This window comes from Streptococcus sp. HMSC36C04, from assembly GCF_001839535.1.
Lineage (GTDB): Bacteria > Bacillota > Bacilli > Lactobacillales > Streptococcaceae > Streptococcus > Streptococcus hominis.
The window spans coordinates 52,391-75,296 of the sequence record NZ_KV841586.1 but is presented as its reverse complement, the minus strand read 5'-3'; the positions used below and the strand labels follow the sequence as shown (position 1 = coordinate 75,296).

Genomic DNA, 22,906 nt, shown 5'->3' with positions numbered 1-22,906 from the left:
TTTTTTTAGATTTTACAACTTTGCCAATTCTTCATTAAGAAGTTTTTGAGCTACTTGTGGATTAGCTTGTCCTTTGGTTGCTTTCATGAGCTGACCAATTAAGGACTTGGCAGCATTCTTATTGCCACCCTTGTAGTCGTTGATTGCTTTTTCATTATTGGCAAAAACCTCTTGGATGATTGGAAGAAGTTGTGCTGGGTCAGAAATCTGCACTAAGCCAGCTTTTTCAACGTATTCCTTGGCTGAACCACCATTCTTCGCCAAATGAACAAAGACTTTTTTAGCGATTTTAGAGGAAATCGTACCGTCTGCCACCAAACTCAACATTTCAGTCAAGTTGACTGGTGTTAAGCCGATTTCTTCAATCGTTTTACCTTCAGCATTGAGGTATTGAGCAACCTCACCTTGGAGCCAGTTTGACACAGATTTCGCGTCTCCACCTGCTGTCACTGCAGCTTCAAAGAAGTCAGAGATGTTCTTCGTTGCTGTCAATTGCTTGGCATCATAGTCTGACAATCCAAAGTCTGCCTTGTACTTAGCCCGACGTTCTTTTGGAAAGGCTGGTAAATCTGAGCGCACTGACTCAATCCAACTATCATCAATCTCAAAGTTTGGTAGGTCAGGCTCTGGGAAGTAACGATAGTCAGCCGAGCCTTCCTTGACCCGCATAAGTAGGGTTTCACCCGTTGCTTCGTCATACCGGCGAGTTTCTTGACGAATTTGACCGCCGCTACGCAAAATCTCAGCCTGACGTTTTTCCTCAAAGGCCAGACCTTTGCGAACAAAGTTGAAAGAGTTAAGGTTTTTCAGCTCAGTCTTGGTACCAAACTCTTCCTGACCGTAAGGACGGATGGAAATATTAGCATCTACCCGCATGGAGCCCTCTTCCATCTTGACATCAGAAATGCCAGTGTACTGAATGATTTCCTTGAGGGCTATCAGGTAAGCATAGGCTTCTTCTGGACTGCGCATATCCGCTTCAGAGACAATCTCAATCAACGGCACTCCTTGGCGGTTAAGGTCAACATAAGAATAACCGTCACTGCCATGGGTATTCTTGCCAGCATCCTCTTCCAAATGAGCCCGCTCGATGCGAATTTTTTTAGTCGTACCGTCTTCTAGCTCAATCTCAATCCAGCCATTGTAGCCAATGGGCTCATCAAATTGAGAAATTTGATAGGCTTTAGGATTATCTGGATAAAAATAATTCTTGCGGTCAAAGTGCATTTTTTGATGAATGTCCATATTGAGCGCCAGAGCAGCCTTGATACCGTAATCAATAACTCCCTTGTTCATCACCGGCAAGACACCTGGGAAAGACCAGTCAATGATATTGGTGTTGGTATTTGGATCTTCTCCGAAATGAGCCGGTGCTGGTGAGAAAATTTTTGAATTTGTTTTTAATTCAACGTGGACTTCCAGCCCAATAATCGTTTCAAAGTTCATTATTTTTCACCTCCAAAAATGACTGGTTTTTGCTTGTGGTAGTCTGTCGTTGCTTCAAAAGCAGCTGCCACTTGATAAATCGTTTCTTCATCAAAATGATTTCCAATCAATTGCAGACCAACCGGAAGTCCGTCCGCAAAGCCTGCTGGAATAGAAATACCAGGAAGCCCTGCCAAATTGACCGGAATTGTCAAAAGGTCAGCCAAATACATCGCTACTGGATCGTGACTTTGAGTTCCTAAGTCGTAAGCAACCGTTGGTGCAGTTGGTCCTAAAATCAAATCATACTTTTCAAATACCTTGGCAAAATCCTGCATAATGAGCGTCCGAACTTGACCTGCTTTCTTGAAATAAGCATCGTAATAACCAGAAGATAGACTAAATGTTCCCAACATAATCCGGCGCTTTACTTCCTCACCAAAACCTTGGCTACGAGACTTGACATAGACATCTTCTAAGTTCTCAATCTCATCTGCCCGATAGCCATAACGAATCCCATCGAAACGTTGCAAGTTAGAGCTGGCTTCAGAGGAAGCGATGATATAGTAAACCGCTACCCCATATTTGCTGTGCGGCAGGCTGACTTCTTCAACAATCGCTCCCAGACTTTCCAAATGTTTAGCAGCTGCCAAAATGCGTTCCTTGACTTTTTCATCAATCCCTTCACCCATATATTCTTTTGGAAGAGCAATTTTCAATCCTTTAATATCTTGACCAATCTTGCTAGTGAAATCAGGAACAGTCCGTTGAGAAGAGGTTGAGTCTTTTTTATCATTGCCTGCAATTACGCCCAACAGCTGAGCGTTTTCTTTGACCGTCTGAGAAAAAGGTCCAATTTGATCCAACGAGCTACCAAAAGCAATGAGCCCAAAGCGAGAAACTCGTCCATAAGTTGGCTTCAGTCCGACCACTCCGTTAAAGGAAGCTGGCTGACGGATAGAGCCACCGGTATCAGAACCTAAAGACAAGCGAACCTGACCAGAAGCAACTGCTGTCGCTGAACCACCAGATGAACCACCGGGAACTTTTGTAGCGTCCCAGGCATTTTTCGTAGTCTTAAAATAAGAATTTTCACTGGAGCCACCCATGGCAAATTCGTCCATATTGGTCTTACCAATGACAATCATATCTTTCTCATGGAGTTTTTCTACACTGGTTGCATCAAAAATTGGCTTATAATTGTAAAGAATTTTTGATGCAGCTGTCGTTAAAATCCCCTTAGTAGAAATATTGTCCTTAACAGCTAGTGGAATCCCGCTCATAAGATTATCTGCGTCAATTCCCTTCGCGTCTACTGCTGCTGCTTGCGCCAATGCTTCTTCTTCACTAATCGTAATAAAGCTATCAACTGCACTTTCTCGACTCTTAATATCTTCCAGAGTAGCTTTCGCCAGCTCAACTGCGGAAAGTTCCTTTTTGACAAGGAGATCATGCAATTCTTCAATTGTTTTTTGATTCAAAGTCATTAGGCGTCTCCTCCGTCATCTAGAATAGCAGGCACTTTGATATAGCCTCGCTCTTTTTCAGGCACATTTTGGAAAAGTTCTTCTCGATTCCAACCTGCAACTGCTACATCTTCACGCATATAGTTGACATTTTCTGCAACATTTGATGTAAAAGGCACACCAGTCGTATCAACTTCGTTTAACAACTCCACCATGTCCACAATTTTTGACAAAGTTGTCGCAAATTCTGCCGTTTCTTCAGGTGAAAAAGCTAGTTTTGACAAGTGGGCAACATGCGTTACTTCCTCTTGAGTAATTTTCATCTCTGTTTCCTTTCTCTTCTTTTATTTTTCAGCATAGCCGAAAAACAATCATCTTCTTATTTTATCACAAATAGGCTTAGTTCTTCAATTCCAAATGAAGTTCTTTCACTTGACTCGCATCTACTTGGCTGGGACTTTCTAGCATCGGATCAAAACCAGTTCCATTTTTAGGAAAGGCGATGACTTGGCGGATATTTTCTTCCCCAGCCAAAATCATAACCAAGCGATCCAAGCCTAGAGCCAGGCCACCGTGTGGTGGGAAACCATAATCAAGCGCTTCTAGGAAAAATCCAAAGTCCCGCTCGTAATCTTCTTTTTCCATGCCCAAGAGTTCAAACATAGCTTCTTGACTCTTTCGATCATGAATCCGCAGGCTACCACCCCCAATTTCATAACCATTAAGGACAATATCATAGGCATGACTTTTGATTGAAGCTAAATCTTCTTTCTCATTTTCAAAAATTCCTTGGGTGAACGGGTGGTGCATAGCTTGATAGCGCCCCTGCTCCTCATTCCACTCTAGCAAAGGCCAATCTAATACCCAAAGGAAGTCCAGTCGACTCTGATCGATTAAATCTAATTGTTTGGCAATCTCCAATCGCAAGTGCCCCAAGGCTTCCTGAGCTTGTCTTTTCTTGGCGATGACCAGTAAAAGCAAATCACCGTCTTGCGCTTCCAATCGGTCTAGGAAGGCAGCTGCTTCTGCTTCAAAAGTCGAAGCCAAATCCCCTTGAAGTTCACCTGCTTCCACTTTAAGACTAGCAAACCTACTAGCTCCAAATTCTTTCATTTCCTGATAGAAATGACTGAGTTGCTTCTTCGTGAAAGAATCCGCAGCATTTGGAACACAGATACCCCATAATTCTTCGTGACGAGCAAAAGCCTGCTTCAGCAAAAGAGAGGAATTATCCTGACAGAGAGCGGTCAGATTTTTCAGTTCCAAACCAAAACGCGTATCCGGTTTATCTGTACCAAAGCGACTCATAGCTTCCTCATAACTGATAGTTGGAAAAGCTTCGGTCAGTTCCAAACCATGAGTTTTCTTGACAACAGCTTTGAGCATCTCTTCTACAAGCATACGAATATCTTCTTCACTAGCAAAACTCATTTCCATATCGACCTGAGTAAATTCAGGCTGACGGTCTCCCCGTAGATCCTCATCTCGAAAGCAGCGAACAACTTGATAATAACGCTCCAGACCAGCTCCCATTAGGAGTTGCTTCAGCATTTGCGGACTTTGAGGCAAGGCATAAAATTGATTTTTAAAGACGCGGCTGGGAACCAAAAAGTCTCTGGCTCCTTCTGGTGTAGACTTTGTCAAATAAGGTGTCTCCACTTCCAGAAAATCCTTACCGTTTAAGTAGTCACGAATTGTGCTGGTTACTTGGTGACGAAGTTTGAGGTTCTCCGTCATCTTACTCCGACGCAAATCCAGATAGCGGTACTTCTGCCGCAACTCTTCTCCTGTATGGGCGTGCTGATCGAGTTCAAAAGGAAGAGGCTTACTACTTGCAAGGATTTGAATCGCCTCTGCTCGCAGCTCCACCTGTCCAGACTTGATTGCTCTGTTGACAAAGCGGGCTTCTCGCTCGACAACTTCTCCTGTAACAGCAATCACATCTTCTTTATGTAGATGTTCAATTTCCGCAAAAGCCGAGCTATCACCTGCGACAAAAACTTGAAGCAGTCCTTCTCGGTCTCGTAGCTCTATAAAAGCCAATTTCCCATGATTTCGGATATTTGCGACCCATCCAGTCGCTGTCATTTTCTGACCAACTTGTTCCAAACCGTAGTTTCCAATAAAAACTTCTTTCATATTCTCTACCTCTTTCTAAATTCATTTCAGTTAAATCGTCAACTTGCCGCAAATTACTTATAGAGATCTACGCCCGTAGCTCTAGATACTAAAAGTAGGAAGCATTTTTTGTTTACAGCTTTTGTCCAACTGACAAAATTGCAACCGCTCCTCTAAGTACTAAGAATTATAAGGAACATTGACTTTACTACGTAAATCTATGACCATAGCTCTAAACACTAAAACATTCAGAGCTATAGAAAAACGGCTTCCGCCTGTAAAACAGACGAAAGCCGTGGTACCACTGTTATTCGTTGCATTGCAACCTCTGGCTCGTAACGTGAGCAGACGTTTGTGCTTTGATTCACACAAATTATTTACAATGATCTAATAGTTTCAGACAATATCATCCTTTGCCATTAATAGTATAGAAAAAAACCATTTTATCATTGACAGTACGTTCTTCGGATTTTGCTTCCTTGGTGCTGCTCTCAGCTTTCAGCACTCTCTGTTCAAGTCAACAAGCCTACTCTACTGCTTTTTTACTTTTAAATTGTTATCTATTATAGTCGAACCTAAAACATTTTGCAAGTGGTTTAGTGCAAATTTATGATTTTCCTCCGAAAGAGAAGCCACAGCCGACTCTACCACCTCAATTTGATACCCTAAATTATAGGCATCAATAGCTGTATGGAGAACACAAATATCCGTCAGGACACCTGTCAGAATTACCGTATCTACTTTTCTTTCTCGCAAGCGAATATCCAAATCTGTCCCCGAAAAAGCTGAATAATGCCGTTTATCCATCCAAAAGACGCGAGAATCTGCTTTATGCTCCTGATAAAAATCCGCCAACGGTCCATAAAGGTTACGTCCACTAGTGCCTTTGATGTTATGTGGTGGAAAGAGTTTACTCTCTGGGTGAAAAATATCCCCTTCATCATGGGCATCAATGGCAAAAAAGATATAATCGCCTCGATCAAAAGCAACCTTTGTTACCTGTGCGATAGTTTTAGAAATCGCCTGAGCTGGTGCACCTGCTGTTAACTTCCCATCATCCGCTACAAAATCCACCGTATAATCAATCGAAATCAATGCTTTTGTCATCAGTAATCTCTCTTTTTAATCTCTTCAAAGACATCGGGAATAAGGACTTTAAGATAGGTTCCTTTCATTCCTAAAGAACGACTTTCAATAATACCTGCACTCTCTAGTTTACGCAGAGCATTGACAATCACCGAGCGAGTAATGCCAATACGATCCGCAATGACCGATGCTGTCAATTGACCTTCATTACCGTTTAATTCACCTAAAATAGCTGAAACAGCTCGTAATTCTGAATAAGACAAAGTATTTACAGCCATGGTTACCGCTGTTCTGCGACGAATATTTTTTTCATCTTCTTCTCGTTGGAAATTGAGTAACTGAATACCAACCACTGTACTTGCAATTTCTACTAAGATTAGATCATCATCGTCAAATTCTTTATCATTGCGCCAAACAATCAAGGTCCCTAAGCGAATCCCTGAAACGTGGATAGGTGAAATTGTCGTCAAGCCATCTGGAAATTCATCTTTGGTTTCGACAGGAAAAATTGACAAATCATGATTGACAGGAAGATTGGCTTCTGTGTCATACATTAAATTCGCTGTGCGAACATATTCTTCTGGGAAGATTTTCGTTTGATAAAATGCTTCCACTCGGTCATTATTCGTCTTGTAGCGCATGAAATACCCCAAAAGACGCCCTTTACTGTTTACAATGCAGGCATTGCAATCCATAATTTCAGCTAACTGCTGAGTAATTGCATTGTAAGGTAATTCATCTTGCAATCGCTCATCTGAACGACGCAAAATAGATGTAATTTTTCGTGTTTTTGCTAATAAGTTTGCCATAATTTACCTCGCATATAATCTTATTGATTATATCATAAAGCGCTTTAATCTTCAACAATTATCTGAAAATTGTTTATTGAGATACAATTGTGTACAATTAGTCCTGCTAAGTTTATTACTCTTTTATTTCAGCAACAAAAAAGCAACCTTTCGGCTGCTCTTCGTCATCTCCGATATTGCCTTAAGAAACGAGTCATCTTTTCTTGAATTTGTGCCAGTTCATCTACACGAGGCAGATAAACAATCCGGAAATGATCTGGATCTTTCCAGTTAAAGCCTCGTCCGTGCACCAGCAAAATCTTTTCTTGCTTTAAGAAATCAAGCACGAATTGCTCATCGTCATCTACTCGATACATTTCCCTATCAATTTTAGGAAAAATATAAAGCCCCGCTTTAGGTTTGGTTGCTGACAAGCCTGGAATTTCATTGATAGCCTTGTAAATAAAATTCCGTTGCTCATAAATGCGCCCACCAGGAAGCAGCAATTCATCAACTGATTGATAACCACCAAGCGACGTTTGTACCACATGCTGAGATAAGACGTTTGAGCACAAACGCATATTGGATAGCATGTTTAGCCCTTCAATATAATCTTTCACGTGATATTTAGGACCAGATAACACCATCCACCCGACACGAAAACCCGCGATACGGTGTGATTTAGACAAGCCGTTCATGCTGACACAAAAGAGGTCAGGAGCCAAACTGGCGATAGCCGTATGTTTCTCACCGTCCATCACTAAACGGTCATAAATCTCATCTGCAAAAATAATCAAGTTGTTTTGCCGCGCAACTTCAACAAGTTCTTCCAACACCTCTTTAGGATACAAAGCTCCTGTCGGATTGTTGGGGTTGATAACGACAATAGCCTTTGTATTAGAAGTAATTTTCGATCTAATGTCATCAATATCTGGGTACCAATCAGCAGCTTCATCACAAAGATAGTGAACAGCATTCCCTCCTGCTAAACTGACCGCTGCGGTCCAGAGAGGATAATCCGGCATAGGTACCAGCACCTCATCGCCATTGTCTAGCAAACCTTGCATAGACATGACAATCAGCTCGCTGACTCCATTTCCAAGGTAGACATCGTCAATATCAACATTTGGAATATTCTTTAACTGGCAATATTGCATAATGGCTTTTCGAGCAGAAAAAATCCCTTTCGAGTCTGAATACCCCTCGCTATCACGTGCATTCATAATCAAGTCATGAATCACCTCATCTGGCGCTGTAAAACCAAACTCAGCTGGGTTTCCTGTATTCAAACGGAGGATTTTCTCACCGTTTGCGCGCATCCGCATGGCTTCTTCTAAGACAGGACCACGAATATCATAAGCCACATGTTCTAATTTTGTTGATTTATTAAATTCTTTCATCGAATTTTTCCTCATTTCAAAAAAGTCAATTTATTATAACGCAATTTTCCTAAAAAATCTAAAAAACTTCTTGTAAAGTCTGCATGAAAATGCTTTACTTTTTTCATGTAAAGGGTTACAATATAACTAAAGAAAGAATGGAGGTATTCCTATGCTACAAAGATATCAAAACATTATGGTCGCTGTTGACGGTTCTCACGAAGCTGAGCTTGCCTTTGAAAAGGGTGTAAATGTTGCGCTTAGAAATAATTCACGCCTAACGATCGCCCATGTAATTGATACACGTGCCTTGCAAAGCGTTTCTACATTTGATGCAGAAGTCTATGAAGAATTGCAAGAAGATGCAAAGAAACTCATGGATCAATATGCTGAAAAAACCAAGGAAGCCGGCGTGACAAATGTTGTCACAGTTGTTGAAATGGGAAATCCGAAAACCCTTCTTGCCACTGATATTCCAGAAGAACAAAAAGTTGATCTCATCATGGTCGGTGCTACTGGGCTCAATGCCTTTGAACGGTTACTGGTTGGTTCCTCATCTGAATACATCTTGCGTCATGCAAAAGTTGACTTACTTGTTGTTCGTGATAAGGAAAAAACATTATAATACAAAGATAGAGAGATTGGCATAAACCAGTCTCTCCTCTTTTTTATTCTTCATTTTTTTCACAATTTCGTTGATAAGCTTGAATTTGACGTTCAAGCTCTTTTTTGATAGCAGGTTCCGGTGCATAATTTTTTTCCCAATCATCTGGTTTTAAAATTTTATGAGTAACTGGGTCAAAGTGCGCTTTGCCATCTGGGAAGAGTTTCCCCATATTCGCTTGGTGTACAATTTCAAATAAACGCTCAGGATCTACTCCCATTAAAACAAAACTACCATAAGTAAAATACAACATATCAATCAGTGCATCTACTTGCCCAACTAAGGACATCTCTGCTTTGCTCTTCTTTTTGACTTTTTCAGCAGCTTTGTTCACAGCTTCGTGCAAAGATTGAACAGACTGATTGAAAATTTCTTCTGACGGACTGGCTGCCCGTAAAAATTCTACTAATTCTTCTACCTTGAAACCTGCACGATGACGAGCACCTTCTGTTGTCCACAGGATGGGCTCTTCCTGCGTGCATTCGTCCATTGTCCCATGAAATTCTTTGACCTTATTAAAATGGTGGTCACTACTGATAAAGACTTTTTCACTCGCTAAAATGCCAAAGTGTTCCAAAGCTTTATGAATCCCGTCCTGACTATTGCTGCTGGTCGTGTGTTTTGCAACTTCTTTCACTCGACTGGTTCCATTTCCCATGGCAATAGACATACCAACGCCCGCTAACATCTCAACATCATTATCAGAATCACCAAAAGCCATGACTTGATTGATGTCAAAACCGTATTCTTTTCCGACCAGCTTAATTCCTTCTAACTTTGACATTCCTTGATTGACGATATCAGCTGCGAAAGGACTGCTACGAGTAAACTTTAAATCTGGAAAATCCGCTTCGATAGCTTGTGTTTCTTTTGGTGTTGCCAGCATCAGTACTTGATAAATCGGCTCTTGAATGGATTTCAATAAATCATCCTGCTGTTGAGGAAGTGCCTTGCTAACCACATTGTTGAAACTTTTATTTACCAAGTGTGCCATCTTCTTCGGAACAAAACGACTGGTCCATTGAGAAAACTTGCTCATGCCAAAGCTCATGATTTTAGAGCCAATCACTCCTGATTTTGTTCCAAACGAGATTTCTATTTTATGCTGGCGAGCATACTGAATCAGGTGACGCAAACTGGTTTTATCAATTGGCTTCGCAGAAATGACTTTATCTTTTGAAAAAATATATTGTCCATTATAGGTTACTGCAAAGTCCAAATCCAACTGCTCCATAAAAGATTGAACAAAAAATGGACCCCGACCTGTCGCTAAACCAACTAAAATACCTTGCTGTTTTAAACTATGAATCGCTTGTTCTGTGGATTTCAAGACTGTCCGACTATCATTTACTAACGTCCCATCAATATCAAAAAAGACTGCTTTAATTTCCATTCATTTCTCATCTCTTTCTTTTATGATACAATAATTATAGCATAGATTCAGGAGAAGCTCACTTATGACCAAAAGAATTTTAGTTTTACATACTGGCGGTACTATTTCCATGCAGGCGGACACTACTGGAAAAGTCATCACAACTGAACACAATCCCATGAACCATGTCACAGTTCCTCTAGAAGGTATTCAAGTGACGGCTCTTGATGTTTTCAATATTCCTAGCCCTCACATAACACCACAGCACATGCTGCAATTGTATCAAAAAATCAAGACAGACGGGAAGCATTTTGACGGGGTTGTCATTACTCATGGAACGGACACTCTGGAAGAAACAGCTTATTTTTTGGATACCATGGAACTTCCAGATATTCCTGTCGTCTTGACCGGTGCCATGCGAAGCTCCAATGAACTAGGAAGTGACGGAGTTTACAATTACTTATCTGCACTCCGTGTAGCAAGTGATGACAAAGCACGCGGAAAAGGCGTTCTGGTGGTTATGAATGATGAAGTCCATGCTGCCAAATACGTGACAAAAACGCATACGACCAATGTCAGCACTTTTCAAACGCCAACTCATGGACCACTCGGACTGATTATGAAGCAAGAAATCCTCTATTTCAAAACAGCTGAACCACGCGTTCGTTTTCATTTAGATAAAATTTCTGGGTTAGTACCGATTATCCCAGCCTATGCTGGAATGAAAACCGAACTGCTTGATATGCTAGACTTGGAAAAGATAGACGGTCTCATCATTGAAGGCTTTGGCGCTGGAAATCTACCGCAAGAAGTTGCCCAAGAGCTCAGAAAACTTGCGAATTCTGGATTGCCAATTGCACTTGTATCACGTTGCTTTAACGGGATTGCAGAGCCAGTTTACGCTTATGAAGGAGGCGGCGTAAAGTTACACGAATCAGGAATCATGTTTGTCAAAGAGCTGAATGCTCCTAAAGCTCGTATCAAGCTGCTAATCGCCCTGAATGCTAGACTTCAAGGGCAAGAATTAAAAGACTACATGGAAGGCTAGGTTCTTACATAGATAAAAAGCCTCGAGTGATTCGAAGCTTCTTAGGATATTTTATGTTTAGGAGATTTATGAAAAAAAGTTTTTAGCTCTTTTGTTTTTTAGTTATTTGCCATATATTTCTGATTCCTTTCCTGTTTTTTTGAATGTTTTGTTATAATTTACTTTAATATTTACTGTCATTGGACTTACCTCTTTCTTTTTGATGAATTTAGTATAGCCCGAAAAACTTAAAGCAGACTTATAGATTTCTTTCAGAAAACTTAATTTAAAAAACTTCATCCAAATGAAAATGGTGAAGTTTTTTTGTTTTATACATGATGATAGACTCAAATCAATCCAAATAATCCTGTTGTTCCAAATGAAGTGCTACAATATACCAGTCTGCATTCGTTCGCCAATCAGGAGTGGACACAATTTGACTGGCGACCTTTCTGGCCTCTTCTAAAATTGGATAATCCTCCAAAATATCCGCTACCTGAAATTCCGGCAAACCAGACTGACGAGTGCCAAAGATTTCACCAGAACCACGCATTTTCAAATCTTCCTCAGCTAAGACAAAACCGTCAGTTGTTTCCGTCATGATTTTCATGCGTTTCTTGCCAGATTCCGTCTTGGGATTAGCCACGAGAACCGCATAAGACTGCTTATTCCCACGTCCTACCCGACCACGTAACTGGTGGAGCTGACTGAGCCCAAATCGATCCGCATCCATGATTAGCATGACCGTAGCATTGGGGACATTGACACCGACTTCAATAACAGTCGTGGAAACCAGAATGTCAATTTTTCCTTTCTTAAAATCCTGCATAATGGTATCTTTTTCTTCGCTCTTCATTTTACCATGTAGCAGAGCTACTTGTGCTTTGTCACCGAAATAAGCCTTTAATTCCTCTTCCAAAGCAATAGCATTTTTCAGATCCAGAGCTTCCGACTCCTCAATCAAAGGAGAGATGACATAGACTTGAGCACCTCGTTGCAGCTCTTTTATCAACCAATCCAGAACTACTTTCAGCTGCTCATGCTTGACCCAACGGGTGATGATTGGCTTACGTCCTGCTGGCATTTGATCAATAATGGACACATCCATATCGCCAAAAGCAGTAATAGCAAGCGTTCTAGGAATGGGCGTTGCAGTCATCATGAGGACATCAGGATTATTTCCTTTTTCTCGCAAAATTCGCCTCTGCCCCACTCCAAAGCGGTGCTGTTCATCAATAATCACCAGACCGAGCTGATGATATATCACACTTTCTTGAATCAAAGCATGAGTGCCGACAATCATATCTACCTGACCAGCCTCAATCGCTTCTAGTGCTTGTCTGCGTTCTGTCGGCTTCATTCCTCCTGTCAACAGAATTATCCGTAGTTCAGGAAAAAGTTGGCTCAAACTATCAAAATGCTGCTCTGCCAAGATTTCAGTCGGTACCATAAGAGCAGACTGAAAACCAGCCGTATAGGTAGCATACATGGCTAAACCTGCAACCACCGTCTTTCCACTACCCACATCTCCCTGCAAAAGCCGGTTCATGTGGATTGGCGATTTCATATCCTGTAAAATCTCGTTTAGACTGCGCTCTTGAGCAACTGTCAGCTCAAAAGGTAGAGTAGCTTTTTTATTTTCTAGCAAGTCTGCCTGCCAAGGAATAATTAAGCCCTGACTAACATCTTTTGTTTCACATTTGAGAACCTGCAATTGCACTTGAAAATAAAAAAGCTCTTCAAACTTGACCCGACGCAAGGCTTGTTTGTACTCTGTTAAGTCTTTTGGAAAATGCATTGCTCGTACAGCCTGACTACGTTCCACTAACTGATAGCGCTCCAGCAGAATTTGAGGCAGATTTTCTTCCAACAGAAGTTCTAAGCTTTGGTCAAAAGCTGTCTTAATGACCTTCACCAAACTAGCTTGACTAATCCCTTGTGCCACTCGATAAACAGGCTGCAAATCATCTTCTACTTGTGCTAGAATTTTCATCCCGGTCAAACTAGCCTTTGCCTTATCCCATTTTCCGAAAATAGCAATGGTTGAGCCAACCTCCACCTTGTCTGCTAGATAAGGTTGATTAAAGAAGTTGACTGCAAGTACCACCTCTCCCTGCTTTATGGTAAAACGCAGGCGATTGCGCTTGTAGCCATAGTACTGGACATTTGCTGGTGTAGTCACCACCCCTGAAATAACTGCCTTTTCACCATCTTCCAGTTCTAACACATTCTTACTTTTAAAATCTTCATAGCGAAAGGGAAAATAGAGCAGCAAATCTTGCAGGCTTTCAATTCCCAGCTTAGTAAATTTTTCAGCAGATTTCGGTCCTACACCCGGCAGAACCGTTAAAGGTTGGTGTAAATTCATAATTCCTCTTTCAGTTCTGTTTTTCAAGAGTTTGTAAAAGCAGATTGGAACAACCATGCTGAAAATAGCTTTCTAGATTTTTCCAACTGCTTTTTAGTTTCAATCAATTTTTATAAACTCTAGGCACACGATCACTAATCAAGCAAACCACCTCGTAGTTGATTGTTCCTCGTTTTTCTGCTACATCTGTTGCCGAAATAGATTTTTTACTGCTTTCTCCGATAAAAACAACAGGTGTACCAATAGGATAAGCTTTAGGTAGACGAACAGTAATCTGATCCATAGACACACGCCCAACAATAGGACAAGGTTGCCCGTCAATCAAAACATTAAAACCTTGCATATCTCGTGTCCAACCGTCTGCATATCCTAACGGGATCGTTCCAATATACTGCGAATTTTCACTTGTATAAGTAGCTCCATATCCCACATCTGCCCCTGCTTCCAGCTGCTTGACATGAACTAATTCCGACACCAGAGAAAGAGCCGGCTTCATTTCATAAGGAAGCTGCAAGGTACGACCGCTAGGATTGAGACCATAGATAATATCACCCAGACGCACCGCTTTCATCACAGTCTCTGCATGCCAAAGAGTCGTTGCAGAATTACTAGCGTGAACAATCGGTGGAACGATTTCTAACTGCCCTAAAATTTCTTTAAAACGTGCCAACTGTGCTTCAAATTTATGGGTATCTGCTTCATCAGCTGTTGCAAAATGGGTAAAGATGCCTTCTACCTGAGCACCTGCTTTTTCCAAACGATGAATGGCTTTTTGAGCGTCTTGACTATCTCGAAAACCAATCCGTCCCATTCCAGAATCAATTTTTATGTGAACAACCAAGCCAGCTACATCTATATTTGACTGTAACAGCAAATCAAGCCATTCTAAACTAGCAACCGTACAGCTCACTTTGCGCTCAATTGCCAATGGAATGGCATGCACATCTGACACTCCTAATACCAAAATCTTTTTCGTAATGCCAGCATCACGCAACTCTACAGCTTCATCAATATTGGAAACACAAAAGCCATCTACAATTGGCTCAATATGGCGTGTAACAGCAACTGCACCATGACCATAAGCATCTGCCTTCACCACAGCCCACTTTTCCACATCGTTTGGAATATGGGCAGCAATTTGCTTAATATTAAAGCTGATAGCAGCTAAATCAACAACGACCTTAGTAGGTCGATGATTACTCGTTTTCATGATGTTCCTCCAAAATAACACTAGCTGTGACAATATTACCTGCATGGCTGAGCGACACCCAGACCTTGCCAGAAAAAGGCGATTTGGTAAAAACAGGCGCTCCCTTTTCATTGTTTAAAATTTCTAAATCCTGAAAAGTGACACAACCAATACCAGTCCCCCACGCTTTAGAAAAAGCCTCTTTAGCAGACCAACGCCCCGCCAAATATTCCATTTTTCGCTTGCCCGTCAGATTTTCAAATCGGTCAAATTCTGCGGCTGTCAAAACCTTTTGGGCAAAGCGAGCATTTTTTTCGTAAACTTTTTGAATAGAAGAAATTTCCTCTATATCAATACCATGTCCTTTAATCATCTTTTTAAAAAGAGGCTGGGACACAAACGTGTGCCAGACTCAGTTACTTTCTAAAATAAAACTTAATGCGCTAATACTATCAGATTTTACAAATCCACTCCCCATCTTTTTTATTTTTCATTTTTAGATAGGGTAGTATAAATTTCCTTGACCAGTCTGACTGTATTATCCCAACCCAGACAAGGGTCTGTAATGGATTTTCCAAACACTTCAGGCTCGTTTTGACGACCGTCTTCTAAGTAAGACTCAATCATAAAGCCGCGTACAACTTTTTTGATTTTCTCATTCCAATCACGATTGATTAAGGTTTGACGGACAATCCGCACCTGCTCTAAATACTGCTTACCAGAATTATCATGATTGGTATCAATGATGATAAAAGGATTTTCCAAGCCCATTTTTTCATATTGGTCAATCGTGTCTAGCAAATTATCATAGTAATAATTTGGAATGTTTTTTCCATACTCATCAAGTCCACCACGCAGAATAGCATGTGCCAGAGGATTCCCTGAAGTTTCTACTTCCTTACCAGCAAACAAGAAACTTTGCTTGTTTTGCGCTGCATAAATCCCATTAAACATGACATTAAGATTGCCAGACGTAGGATTTTTCAAGCCAGTCGCAACATCAGCTCCACTCGCTACAAAACGGTGTTGCTGATCTTCCACAGAACGCGCCCCAACAGCCATATATGAAATCAAATCATCTACCAACGGAAGATTTTCTGGATAGAGCATTTCATCGGCTGTCGTCATTCCTGTCTCCGTAATGACACGATAATGCAAATTCCGAACAGCCTTAATCCCGTTGATTAAGCTTGGAGCAGCCTTAGCATTCGGTTGATGAATCAATCCTTTATAACCATCGCCATTAGTACGAGGTTTTGCCGTATAAACACGCATGACCATGAAAATACGGTCTTTCACCTCTTCTTGGAGGGCAGATAAACGTTTTGCGTATTCCAGAACAGCAGCCTCATTATCAGAAGAACATGGACCAATAACCAACAGAATGCGGTCATCCTCTCCACGAATAATCGCATTTAACTCGCGATCTCGTGCCTCTTTTTCAGCTAAAGCCTCTCCTTCCAACTTTGATAAATTGCGAACCTTTGCTACATCAATTGGCTCGCTAGTTGCCTTAAATGTCATAATCTTCCCCTCTTTACACTACTTATCTGTGGCGTCCATGACAATTTTTAAATTTCTTACCAGAACCACATGGACACAAGTCATTGCGCTTCACTTTTGTCAAATCAATATCGCTAGGTAAGCCAGAGTGTTGTGCTGAAATATTGCGTGTTGCTGTTGTGCTGATATGATGCTCCGTACGCGGACGTTCTTGCTCGTGAATTTGAGCCTTCATCATCAAACGCGTCACATCAAATTCGATCGAACCAATCATGTCATTAAACATACGGAAACTTTCAGCCTGGTATTCAACAACTGGGTTATTTTGAGCATAACCACGAAGTCCAACTGCGTTCCGAAGTTGATCCAAAGCATCGATATGATCAGTCCATTTGCTATCTACAACGCGTAAAATCAGAACTTTTTGGAATTCTCTGACGGACTCTTCATCGCGAAGTTTCGCCACTTGACTATCGTAAACCTCCAAGGCACGTTTGTATAAATCAGCCTTGATATCTTCATCAGACAAGCCTTCTAAATCTGCGATTTCAATAGATTCTTCTGGAACAAGATTGTATTTTGCAAAATTAACAATTGATTCTAATTTTTCATCTTGTTCTGCACGACTGTTGCCATCCACAAAACGGTTGATTGTTCGCTTCATCATGGCATGAATTTCCGGTGCCAAATCACGATCAGCCGTAATGACATCATAGCGCTGCGCATAGATAATTTCACGTTGCTCACGCATAACATCATCATATTGAAGGACTTGTTTACGTGTATCATAGTTGTTCCCTTCAACACGCTTTTGAGCTCCTTCTACTTGGCGCGTCAGCATACGAGATTTGATGACAGACTCTTCTTCGCTAAGGTTCATGCGATCCAAAACAGCTTTAATCCGTTCCGATCCAAAGCGACGCATAAGTTCATCTTCAAGTGATAGGTAGAATTGTGATTCACCAGGATCTCCTTGACGACCTGAACGACCACGAAGTTGATTATCAATACGACGGCTTTCATGGCGCTCTGTACCAATAACACAAAGTCCACCAAGCTCACGAACACCTTCACCAAGCTTAATATCTGTACCACGACCGGCCATATTGGTTGCAATCGTTACAGCACCTCGCTGACCAGCATTCATAATGATTTGCGCTTCTTTATAGTGATTTTTCGCATTCAATACTTCATGAGGAACTCCAGCTTCGACTAATTTTTTAGAAATATAATCACTCGTTTCAACAGCAACTGTCCCAACAAGTACAGGTTGTCCTTTTTCATGACGAGCTTTCACATCTTGGACAACTGCTTTAAATTTTGATTCAATACTTGGATAAAGAAGGTCTGGGTGATCAATACGAGCCACCGGACGGTTGGTAGGAATCGGAATAACTCGAATGTTATAAGTTTCGCGGAATTCTTCTTCTTCTGTCTTGGCCGTTCCCGTCATCCCCGACAATTTCTTATACATACGGAACAGATTTTGGTAAGTGATAGAAGCTGAGGTCTTCGTTTCATCTTGAATTGGTACACCTTCTTTAGCTTCAATTGCTTGGTGGAGTCCATCAGAATAGCGGCGACCTTCCATTGTCCGACCTGTAAATTGATCCACAATCAAAATTTCTTGCTCTTCACTCACCACATAGTCAATATCTAACAGCATGATATAGTTTGCACGAAGGGCATTGTCAATAAAGTGAGTCAGTGCTACATTTTCAATATCATACAAGTTTTCTAACTTGAAGTAGCTTTCTGCTTTATCAATCCCAGAGTCAGAAAGTCCAATGGTTTTAGACTGCACATCAATGATGTAGTCATCTTTATTAAGAGACTTCACAAAGCTATCCGCCATGTGATAAAGTTGGTTCGTATCAGACGAAGTTGGTCCTGACACAATCAAAGGCGTACGAGCTTCGTCAATCAAAATGGAGTCTACTTCGTCAACCAAAGCGTAGTTGAGCGGGCGTTGCACCATGTTTTCAGCGCGCACTACCATGTTGTCACGCAAATAGTCAAAACCAATCTCTGCATTGGTTGAATACGTGATATCACATTCATAGGCTTCTTTTTTCTCTGCGGATGACTTGGCAGCAAGATTGATACCGACAGAAAGCCCCAACCAAGAGTACAGTTCCCCCATTTCCGTTGCGTCACGCTCTGTCAGATATTCATTTACTGTGACAACGTGAACCCCTTCTCCAGACAAGGCGTTCAGATAAACTGGCATGGTCGCTGTCAGGGTTTTTCCCTCCCCTGTACGCATTTCTGGCACATCTCCATGGTGTAAGACAATCCCACCCATAATCTGTACTGGGTAAGGGAAAAGTCCTAACACACGCTTTGCACCTTCACGAACAACCGCAAAAGCTTCATAAAGCAAGTCATCTAATGACTCGCCATTTTGATACCGTTGTTTAAATTCATCCGTCTTTGCTTTCAAAGCTTCATCTGACAAAGCAGCCATTTCATCTTCATACGCCATGACTTTCTTTGCCATTTTTTCTAATCTTCTTAATTCACCTTTATCATTTTCGATAATTTTTCTTAAAATATTCGCCATTTCTTTCCTTACTTGTTACAATTCTTATTTTAAAATGTTCTTTTCATTATAGCATTTTTCACTATATCTTTCAAGAAAATAAAAGGATAAAAACGGCAGTTCCATTCAAAACTGCCGTTTTATGTTCTTACTCTTTTAAGTGATAAGAATAACTGGCTACAACGACATTTTCATGCCATTTGAGGAAATATTTCAATTTCAAGCTCATTTGATTATGTAGCATGTTTTGCCAACTATGATTTGGAATGAACTGTGGCACTAATACCGTTACGGTATAACCTTTCTTCTGCGCACCACGAGCGATTTTTGTTACATACTGTACGGTTGGTCTGATGATATTACGGTAGCTTGTTTCCACATTTACAAATTGAATATCTGGAAAATATTGTTTAAATTCACTGGCTACTTCTTCATCTTTTTCTTGTGTTTCTTTGGTAGATACATGCATGGCAATCACCTCATCACCAATGCTACGCGCATAATTCATCGCACCGACACTAACACGCGTAACATTCCCAACAAGGACCAAAACCAGATTTCCTGCATAGTCCACGCGTTCAATTTTTTCATTTAAACGCAATTGTTTAGCAACTTTATTATAATGATTTTTGATTGTTAAGAAAATCCAAAGCAAAATAATAATAATCGGGAAGAATGGCCAGATATCTCGCAAACGGAAAAGCAACAAAATCGCCACAATCGTGTAACAAATTGCTGCACCCAAAATATTTGTTACAGAATATTTTAAGAAATGTTTTCCATGCTGTTTGCGCCAATGTATGACCATTCCTGTTTGAGAAAGCGCAAAAGGTACAAATACACCAATCGTATAAAGTGGAATGAGCCGCTCAGTATTCCCGTTGAAAATCAACAACAGAAAAATTGCACCAATGGCCAAGGTCAAAATCCCATTTGAATAACCAAGGCGAGCACCTTTCTCCATATACATATGTGGCATATATTTATTTTTTGCCATATTGTAAGATAGCATAGGAAAGGCCGAAAAGCCTGTATTAGCTGCTACCGCAAGAATGAGTGCTGTTGAAAGTTGGAAAATATAAAAGAGAAGCCGCCCAATAGGTGAATTTCCCAAAATAGCTTGTGCCATTTGAGCGAGTATTGTAACGTCTTTTATCGGAACGATTCCAATCCAGTAGTTTAAAAAAGTAATACCGGCAAACATGAAGCCTAAAATGGCAGCCATAATTGCTAATGTTTTCGCTGCATTTTCAGCTTTTGGTGTTTTGAAAAATGGTACAGAATTTGAAATAGCTTCCACACCTGTCAGAGAAGCTGAACCGCTCGTAAAAGCACGTAACAGAAGCACTAAGCTAACGCCTGAGATGGATTTTCCGATAGGAGCCGTTGCATGATAAGATAAATTTCCCAGCAATAATTGCAATAAGCCAAAGCCAATCAAGAAAACAGTACTTGCGATAAACAAATACACTGGAATCATAAGAGAAACTGCAGATTCCCGCAATCCGCGTAAGTTCATTAGCATTAAAGCCAGCACTAAAACGATCGAAATATGCAAGTTATATGGATGCAATGCAGGAATTGCTGACGTAATCGCATCTGCTCCAGACGAAACAGATACCGCTACCGTCAACATATAATCAACCAGCAAACTACCACCTGAAACTAGACCAGCTTTAGGGGAAAGATTTTCCGTTGTGACCATATAAGCCCCACCGCCTTGTGGGTAAGCATGAATCACCTGACGATATGAAATGGTTAAACTAGCCAGCAAAATCAGCACCACAATACCGATTGGCAAAGACCACCAAATTGCACCAGCAGATACGGATACCAAAACCAAAACAACTTGTTCAGGACCATAGGCAATCGAAGACAGAGCATCGCTTGACAGCATAGCCAAGGCTTGTAGCTTAGTGAGTAAATTCCCTTCATCTCCCTCATCGCTTGATTTTAAAGGTCGACCAATAAAAATATTCTTCAACTTGGAAAACATCTTTTTCTCCTAAATTTTCAATATCAGCTATTATAACGCTTTTCTGAAATAGTATCAACGTTTTCTGAAAATGACATCATTTCTTAATATAACTGACAATTCCTGCAAAAATATAAGGATTATACAGATAGGATTGTTTCACAGATACCTTTAAAAATCTGTAGAACAGTAGAGAACTACGCCATAATGCTTTACCTTATGATAAAAGAGGTCAAGGACTTTTCCTCAACCTCTGATGTTCTATAAAAGCTATTACGGATGACTAACAATCATTTCAAGGTCTTGTCCCTCAAAAGTCCATGCTTCCACATCGCTTGGCAGGATAAAATGGTCTCCTTTTGCGATTGGATACGTTTCTCCATCTACGGTCAGCACACCTCGCCCTGCTAGCACACTTACTAGTAAATAAGCAACTGTTTTCTCGATATCCACTTTTCCTGATACTTCCCATTTGTAAACAGCAAAGAAATCACTAGCTACTAAAAGCGTTGACGTCAAATCATCTGCTTTCAGCGTAACTGGGCGGCTATTGGCTGGCGCACCGATATTGAGCACATCAATGGACTTTTCCAAATGCAGCTCGCGCAGATTGCCTTTAGCATCTTTTCGGTCAAAGTCGTAGACACGATAGGTAGTGTCGCTAGACTGTTGCGTTTCTAAAATCAAAATACCTGAGCCAATCGCGTGCATAGTACCACTTGGAACATAGAAAAAATCTCCAGCCTTGACTGGCACTTTGGTTAAGAGCTTGTCCCATTCTTTCTTTTCAATCTGCTGGCGTAATTCTTCTCGTGATTTGGCATTGTGCCCGTAGATAATTTCTGCTCCTTCATCTGCAGCAATCACATACCAGCACTCCGTTTTTCCTAATTCTCCTTCGTGCTCCATAGCATAATGATCATCTGGATGAACCTGAACACTCAACCAATCATTAGCGTCCAAAATTTTGGTTAAAAGCGGAAAAACAGGCTCACTACTATTACCAAATAACTCTCGATGCTCTGCATAGAGCTGATCTAAGCCCGTACCAGCAAAACGACCGTTTTTTATGGTAGATACGCCATGCGGGTGAGCCGAAATCGCCCAATATTCGCCTACTTTATCACTGGGAATTTCATAGCCAAATTCATCTCGTAGCCTCGTTCCTCCCCAGATTTTTTCATGCATAACAGATTGTAAAAATAATGGTTCTGACATCATTTCCTCCTTTTCATTGTACAAATAATGACTTAAATATTTTTAACATCTAAAAGAGAATATCCTCTCGTGTCAAAGCGATTGCGACTTCTCGAATATTCAATCGGACGTCCATTTTCCAGATAAACAACTTGCTCCACCTGTAAAATCGGGTCTGTCTCTTGGCAAGCTAAATAGGTTTTGTCATATTCATCTGGCTTTTCAGCTGTGATATGGCGATAACTCCCGGCAAATTTTAAGTTTAACTCATCCCATAGATAAGCATAGATAGACTGAAGCAAAATCTCCTCATTCAATCCTGGTACCAAGTCACACGGCATATACGTGTGTTCCAACACATAAGGTTGCTCATCCAACAGACGCAAACGTATGATTTTGTAAACCGGTGCCGTTACTTCCACTTGCAGGCGCTCTGCAAGATCAGCTTCTGGAAATTCAACTGCAAATTGAATAATCTGGCTCGTTAATTTTCGCTCATCATTTTTTAAATCTTGACTCAAGCCATTGTAGTTATTCAAGCGAAATTTTGAATCTTCTTTATCCCAAAAGGAGGAATTTAACACTCTCGTTCCATTTCCTTGTTTAGAAAAAATGAGTCCTTCAATGGTTAAAATCTCAACGGCTTTTTTGATGGTCATTCGGCTGACGCCAAATTCTTTTGATAATTCGGACTGAATAGGCAACATGGAGTCTACTGGGTAGACTCCACTTGCAATTCTATCTCGAAGTATATTGGCGATTTCTTCGTATTTAGGCATAAGATAGCTCCTGCAAATCTGTCTTTCA

General features: G+C 40.9%; 18 protein-coding genes. 2 read left to right on the top strand and 16 right to left on the bottom strand.

Annotation, left to right across the window (positions count from 1 at the left end; all coding sequences use genetic code 11):
- Nucleotides 1–12: 12 nt before the first annotated feature.
- The 7 genes from gatB to HMPREF3249_RS02830 form a co-directional block, all read right to left on the bottom strand.
- On the bottom strand, nt 13–1,446 hold the full coding sequence (gatB, locus tag HMPREF3249_RS02860) for an Asp-tRNA(Asn)/Glu-tRNA(Gln) amidotransferase subunit GatB (RefSeq protein WP_059221440.1): 1,434 nt from the start codon (nt 1,444–1,446) through the stop codon (nt 13–15).
- Complete coding sequence (gene gatA / locus HMPREF3249_RS02855) at nt 1,446–2,912, bottom strand: Asp-tRNA(Asn)/Glu-tRNA(Gln) amidotransferase subunit GatA (protein WP_049534404.1); 1,467 nt, start codon at nt 2,910–2,912, stop codon at nt 1,446–1,448. The genes gatB and gatA overlap by 1 nt, the downstream gene beginning before the upstream one ends.
- On the bottom strand, nt 2,912–3,214 hold the full coding sequence (gene gatC, locus HMPREF3249_RS02850; protein ID WP_003026120.1) for an Asp-tRNA(Asn)/Glu-tRNA(Gln) amidotransferase subunit GatC: 303 nt from the start codon (nt 3,212–3,214) through the stop codon (nt 2,912–2,914). Before gatC ends, gatA begins: the two co-directional genes overlap by 1 nt.
- A gap of 76 nt (nt 3,215–3,290) precedes the next feature.
- Nucleotides 3,291–5,030 (bottom strand): aspartate--tRNA ligase, encoded by a 1,740-nt coding sequence (gene aspS / locus HMPREF3249_RS02845; protein WP_049534407.1) that lies wholly within the window; start codon nt 5,028–5,030, stop codon nt 3,291–3,293.
- A 510-nt stretch (nt 5,031–5,540) separates the two neighbouring features.
- Nucleotides 5,541–6,116, bottom strand: coding sequence for a cysteine hydrolase family protein (locus tag HMPREF3249_RS02840; RefSeq protein WP_049534410.1), 576 nt, complete (start codon nt 6,114–6,116; stop codon nt 5,541–5,543).
- A complete protein-coding gene (gene codY, locus HMPREF3249_RS02835) occupies nt 6,116–6,904 on the bottom strand; it encodes a GTP-sensing pleiotropic transcriptional regulator CodY (protein ID WP_003028802.1) in 789 nt (262 codons plus the stop codon). Before codY ends, HMPREF3249_RS02840 begins: the two co-directional genes overlap by 1 nt.
- A gap of 164 nt (nt 6,905–7,068) precedes the next feature.
- Nucleotides 7,069–8,283: a pyridoxal phosphate-dependent aminotransferase gene (locus tag HMPREF3249_RS02830; protein ID WP_003039623.1), complete on the bottom strand. Its 1,215-nt coding sequence runs from the start codon at nt 8,281–8,283 to the stop codon at nt 7,069–7,071.
- A gap of 151 nt (nt 8,284–8,434) precedes the next feature.
- On the opposite strand from HMPREF3249_RS02830, the gene HMPREF3249_RS02825 reads away from it, so the two are divergent.
- A complete protein-coding gene (locus HMPREF3249_RS02825; RefSeq protein ID WP_059221441.1) occupies nt 8,435–8,887 on the top strand; it encodes a universal stress protein in 453 nt (150 codons plus the stop codon).
- 43 nt (nt 8,888–8,930) lie between these two features.
- On the opposite strand, the gene HMPREF3249_RS02820 is transcribed toward HMPREF3249_RS02825, so the two are convergent.
- Nucleotides 8,931–10,319, bottom strand: a complete 1,389-nt coding sequence (locus HMPREF3249_RS02820) for a Cof-type HAD-IIB family hydrolase (RefSeq protein ID WP_059221443.1) — start codon at nt 10,317–10,319, stop codon at nt 8,931–8,933.
- 64 nt (nt 10,320–10,383) lie between these two features.
- On the opposite strand from HMPREF3249_RS02820, the gene HMPREF3249_RS02815 reads away from it, so the two are divergent.
- The gene (locus tag HMPREF3249_RS02815; RefSeq protein WP_059221445.1) at nt 10,384–11,346 is read left to right on the top strand and encodes an asparaginase; all 963 of its coding nucleotides are present in this window, start codon (nt 10,384–10,386) and stop codon (nt 11,344–11,346) included.
- A 331-nt stretch (nt 11,347–11,677) separates the two neighbouring features.
- Here the strand turns inward: HMPREF3249_RS02815 and recG are convergent, their stop codons facing one another.
- From recG to HMPREF3249_RS02775, 8 genes are all read right to left on the bottom strand, one after another.
- On the bottom strand, nt 11,678–13,693 hold the full coding sequence (gene recG / locus HMPREF3249_RS02810) for an ATP-dependent DNA helicase RecG (RefSeq protein ID WP_059221447.1): 2,016 nt from the start codon (nt 13,691–13,693) through the stop codon (nt 11,678–11,680).
- 103 nt (nt 13,694–13,796) lie between these two features.
- Nucleotides 13,797–14,903: an alanine racemase gene (gene alr, locus HMPREF3249_RS02805; protein WP_059221448.1), complete on the bottom strand. Its 1,107-nt coding sequence runs from the start codon at nt 14,901–14,903 to the stop codon at nt 13,797–13,799.
- Complete coding sequence (acpS, locus tag HMPREF3249_RS02800; RefSeq protein ID WP_059221450.1) at nt 14,890–15,255, bottom strand: holo-ACP synthase; 366 nt, start codon at nt 15,253–15,255, stop codon at nt 14,890–14,892. The genes alr and acpS overlap by 14 nt, the downstream gene beginning before the upstream one ends.
- 110 nt (nt 15,256–15,365) lie before the next feature.
- Nucleotides 15,366–16,406: a 3-deoxy-7-phosphoheptulonate synthase gene (locus HMPREF3249_RS02795; RefSeq protein ID WP_059221453.1), complete on the bottom strand. Its 1,041-nt coding sequence runs from the start codon at nt 16,404–16,406 to the stop codon at nt 15,366–15,368.
- Between the two features lie 22 nt (nt 16,407–16,428).
- Nucleotides 16,429–18,948, bottom strand: a complete 2,520-nt coding sequence (gene secA, locus HMPREF3249_RS02790; RefSeq protein WP_003027401.1) for a preprotein translocase subunit SecA — start codon at nt 18,946–18,948, stop codon at nt 16,429–16,431.
- Between the two features lie 127 nt (nt 18,949–19,075).
- A complete protein-coding gene (locus HMPREF3249_RS02785; RefSeq protein WP_059221455.1) occupies nt 19,076–20,923 on the bottom strand; it encodes an APC family permease in 1,848 nt (615 codons plus the stop codon).
- A gap of 252 nt (nt 20,924–21,175) precedes the next feature.
- Nucleotides 21,176–22,120, bottom strand: a complete 945-nt coding sequence (gene manA, locus HMPREF3249_RS02780) for a mannose-6-phosphate isomerase, class I (protein ID WP_022525144.1) — start codon at nt 22,118–22,120, stop codon at nt 21,176–21,178.
- 32 nt (nt 22,121–22,152) lie between these two features.
- Nucleotides 22,153–22,878: a GntR family transcriptional regulator gene (locus HMPREF3249_RS02775; RefSeq protein ID WP_003027408.1), complete on the bottom strand. Its 726-nt coding sequence runs from the start codon at nt 22,876–22,878 to the stop codon at nt 22,153–22,155.
- Nucleotides 22,879–22,906 lie beyond the last annotated feature (28 nt).